This is a genomic window from Aromatoleum evansii, assembly GCF_012910805.1.
Lineage (GTDB): Bacteria > Pseudomonadota > Gammaproteobacteria > Burkholderiales > Rhodocyclaceae > Aromatoleum > Aromatoleum evansii.
The window spans coordinates 1-3,380 of record NZ_WTVK01000132.1 but is presented as its reverse complement, the minus strand read 5'-3'; the positions used below and the strand labels follow the sequence as shown (position 1 = coordinate 3,380).

Here is a 3,380-nt window from a genome sequence, read left to right as displayed (position 1 = left end):
TATAAGAGACAGGGGGTGGAGGTGGATCACGGCGGGCTCAGAAGCTCAGTTTCGCGGAGAGGCGCAGTGTACGCGGCATTCCGACCGCGAGCAGCGGGCTGTTGGAGTTCACGCGGCTGTCGCCGGCCGCGGCCCAGTAGCGCTCGTCGGTGACGTTCTCCAGATTCGCGACGAGGTCGAGTTGGCGGCCGGAAAGCTTCGTGCGGTAGCGCGCACCGAGGTCGTAGCGGGTGAAGGCGTCGACCTGGGCCTGGTTGAGCGGATTCACCTCGCGTTCGCCGGTGTAGTAGGCGCCCGCGGAGAGCGCGAGGCCCGGCAGCGCGGCGAGGCTGTGCTCGACGAAGAGGCTGGCGGTGACGCGTGGCGTGTTGGCCGGGCGCTTGCCGACCAGGCGCGAGTCGTTCTCGGCGTCGGTGAACTCGGCGTCGAGCCACTGCGCGGAGGCGAACAGGCTCCAGCGGGGGGCAATGCGTCCGCCGGCGGAAAGCTCGATGCCGCGGTAGCGGCCTTCGCCGAGGCGCTCGTACATGTCGTCCGCCGTGCTGGTTGTGCCCTGCGAGTTGACGCCGTTCATCGGACGCTCGATCTGGAACAGCGCCGCGTTGGTCTGCAGGCCCTGCCATTCGCTCTTGATCCCGCCTTCCCACTGGCGGCTGACGATGGGCTTCAGCGAGTCGCCCTCGTTGATGGTGCGCGCGGGCGCGATTCCGCCATCCTCGAGGCCTTCGAGGTAGCCGGCGTACAGGTTGGTCGCGGGCGTGAGCTTGTACACCGCAGCGATGGTCGGCGTGACGCGGCGCTTGGTGTAATCGAGCGCGGAATTGTTCGCGTGCTCGAACTCGAATTCGCTGCCGCGCGCACCCGCCATCAGCAGCCAGTTTCCGAGGGCCATGCGGTCGAACGCGTACCAGCCCTGGTCGTAGGTGCGCGAGTGGAGGGCTCGGTCGGGATAGACGACGGCCGTCTCCGGGATGTCGCGCGGATCGTAAAGGTTCTGCGCGACGCTGATCTGGCGCGTGGCGCCCGCGGTCTGGCTGAGCACGTTGCGGGCATAGCCGAAGGTGAGGTCGTGCGTGACGGCACCGGTCTCGACGCGGCCGGCGAACTCCGTGCGCTGGCTGCGGTTGATGTATTCCTGCCCCTTGGTGCGCGAGATCTGCAGCGTGCCTTCGCCGGTGGCGATGTTGTAGTTCTGCATCTGCGAGAAGTTGCGGTCGCGCTCGAGCCAGGAGCGGCCCATCTCGACGGTCCAGATCCAGTTGTCGTTGAGCGCGAAATCGCTGCGCAGCTGCACGTTCTGTTCCTTCGCATCGTAGTTCGCCCAGTCGGGGGCGATGAGCTTGCGCGGATTGGGGATCCTGGGCAGCGGAATCTCGCCGTTCACGGCGCGCAGCGCGAGGATGCTCGACTGCTCGACGACGTCCTTGGCGATGTCCTCGACGTCGAGCTTCAGCAGCCAGCGGTCGGTGACCTGCCAGTCGAAGGCGCCAGCGTAGAGATGGCGGTCGCCTCCGGCGTCGCGTACGGGGCTTTCGAGCTGGCCGCCGACGATGTTGATGCGTGCGCCGAATTCGCCGTTGGCGCCGAAACGGCGACCCACGTCGAGGCCGGCGACGGCGCTGCCGTTGTCGTCGGTGGAGAAGTGCACCGCGGTGACGGGCGTGCTGCCGGCGCGCTTGGTGACGAGGTTGATGATCCCGGACGGCGGCACGAAGCCGTAGTACAGGCCGCCGACGCCCTTCAGGACCTCGACGCGTTCCTTGTTCTCGAGCGGCAGGTCGATCAGGTTCACGATCGGCAGGCCGCCGTTGAGGCGGTAGTTGGAGCGGTTCTCGACCAGCAGGCCGCGGATCGAGAGGTTGTCGTAGGCGGTCGCGCCGAGCTGGGCGCGGGCGACGCCGGCGGTGTTCTTCATCGCCTCGTACAGGCTGTTGGCCTGCTGTGCGTCGAGGAGGTCGCGGTCGACAACGTTGATCGTCATCGGCACGTCCTTCGCGGGCGTGTCGCGGAAGGTGCCGACGCCGACGCTGCCGGCGCGCCAGCTCGATTCGGTGGCGAAGACTTCGACGGCGTCGAGCGTTTTCTCCTGGGCGTGGGCGCTGCCATAGGCGGCGAGTAGGGCGGCGGGGATCAGGCGGGCGAGAGTCTTGATGCGCATGGCTGGCTTGGTCCGGGTGAAGGTGGGCGGGATTACGGATCGGTGGTCGGGCGAGCCTTGCGACGGTCTCGCGACAGGCTCGGCCGGAACGGGTGTGGAGGTGCTAAATGCGGGCGTGCTGCTCTCCCGGTCGTCGCGGGACGACCGGGGTAGGCGGGTGGATCAGAAGCGGAAGGTCGCGGTCGCCTGCAGCGTGCGCGGCGCGCCGGGCTGGTTCAGGCCGTTGACGCTGCCGTGGGCGGTCGCCCAGTACTCACGGTCGAAGGCGTTCTTGAGGTTGAACGCGAGGTCGTAGGCCTTGCTGCGATAGAGGAGCGCGGCGTCGAAGACCGCGAAACCGGGCAGGCGTACTAGGTTGTCGGGCGAGGCGTACTGCGAGGCCTGCGCATGCACGCCGCCGCCGAGGCTCCAGCCGCGGCCGAGTTCTCGCACGACCCAGATCGAGCCGCTGTGGCGCGGCGTGATCGCGGCGTCCTTGCCCTCGAAGGAGACAGTGACGCGGCGGGTGCCGAAGTTGGCGCCACCTGTGGCGGTCGACTTCACGATCTCGGTGTCGAGGTAGGCGTAGCCCGCGTGGACCTGCCAGCCTGCGGCGGGGCGGCCGGAAAGCGACAGCTCGAAGCCCTCGGTGCGCTGCTCGCCGGCGTTGATCGTCTGGCGCGTGGCCGGGTCGGTGATCTTCATGTCCTCGCGTACGAGGCGGAAGATCGAGGCGCCGGCGGACAGCGCGCCGCCGAGGAAGTCCCACTTCGCGCCGATCTCGTGGTTGGTCGTGATCTCGGGATCGGCATCCACGTTCGACGCCGAGAGCTGGAACTGCTCGGCAGAGGGCTGGAAGGAGCGCGACACCGAGACGTAGTAGGCCTGCGTCGCGTCGGGCTGCCACACGAGGCCGGCGCGCGGACTCCATTCGCGGTCGGTGCGCTCGAAGTCGGGCTTGCCCGGTTCGGTGGTCTTCTGCTTGTACTCGTCGTGGCGCACGCCGACAAGCGCCTTCCACTGTTCGCCGAGCGCGATCTGGTCCTGCACGTAGAAGGCGGTGCTGTCCTGCGTCGTGACGTTGTCGATGGTGCGCGAGTTGGGCGCGCGCGTCGTGTAGATACTGTTATCCGGGTCAAGCGCCATGTATAGCGGGATCGAAAGCCTTTCCCGATTTGAGCACGCCGAAGGCGACATGAACGAGCTTTCGCATCATGGCACCGATGATGAGCATGGGCGGTTT

General features: G+C 67.6%; 2 protein-coding genes and 1 pseudogene. All 3 read right to left on the bottom strand.

Translation table 11 applies throughout. The annotated features are described in order from the left end of the window. Positions 1–37: 37 nt before the first annotated feature. The gene (locus GO615_RS27330; RefSeq protein ID WP_169132998.1) at positions 38–2,158 is read right to left on the bottom strand and encodes a TonB-dependent siderophore receptor; all 2,121 of its coding nucleotides are present in this window, start codon (positions 2,156–2,158) and stop codon (positions 38–40) included. Positions 2,159–2,320: 162 nt separating this feature from the next. Next, on the bottom strand, positions 2,321–3,283 hold the full coding sequence (locus GO615_RS27325) for a TonB-dependent receptor (RefSeq protein WP_246262508.1): 963 nt from the start codon (positions 3,281–3,283) through the stop codon (positions 2,321–2,323). Beyond that, a pseudogene (locus GO615_RS29075) lies at positions 3,273–3,380 on the bottom strand (IS110 family transposase); the annotation flags it as partial. The pseudogene GO615_RS29075 and the gene GO615_RS27325, both read right to left, overlap by 11 nt.